Source organism: Vaccinium witches'-broom phytoplasma str. VAC, assembly GCF_000309405.1.
GTDB lineage: Bacteria > Bacillota_I > Bacilli_A > Acholeplasmatales > Acholeplasmataceae > Phytoplasma.
The window spans coordinates 1-340 of sequence record NZ_AKIN01000082.1 but is presented as its reverse complement, the minus strand read 5'-3'; the positions used below and the strand labels follow the sequence as shown (position 1 = coordinate 340).

At 23.8% G+C, this 340-nt stretch carries 1 pseudogene; it reads left to right on the top strand.

The window, feature by feature from the left end:
* Positions 1-137, top strand: a pseudogene (locus RI68_RS01995) (single-stranded DNA-binding protein); the annotation flags it as partial.
* Positions 138-340: the final 203 nt, after the last annotated feature.

Below are 340 nucleotides of genomic sequence, written 5' to 3'. Positions count from 1 at the left end.
AAATTTATCTTGAAGGAACATTATCTGTCCAAAAATACACCAACAACGAAGGTCAAAAGAAAACAAATACCAAAGTGATCGTACATAAAGTCATCTTTTTAGATAATAAATCTCAAACTGATAATTTACCATTTTAAAAAAACATATTATTATAACTTAATTTTGGGATATGATAATTGAAATTTTTAAATGAAATAACATATATTATCTCCTTTCATTAAGTGGTTCGCATTGAACTGTTCCAAAAGTTTAGACACTTTTTACTTTTTAAAAATTCTTTAAGGCTAACTATTAAGTTAGTCTTTTTTTCTTTTCAAAGACTAAAAAATAATTTCCTATC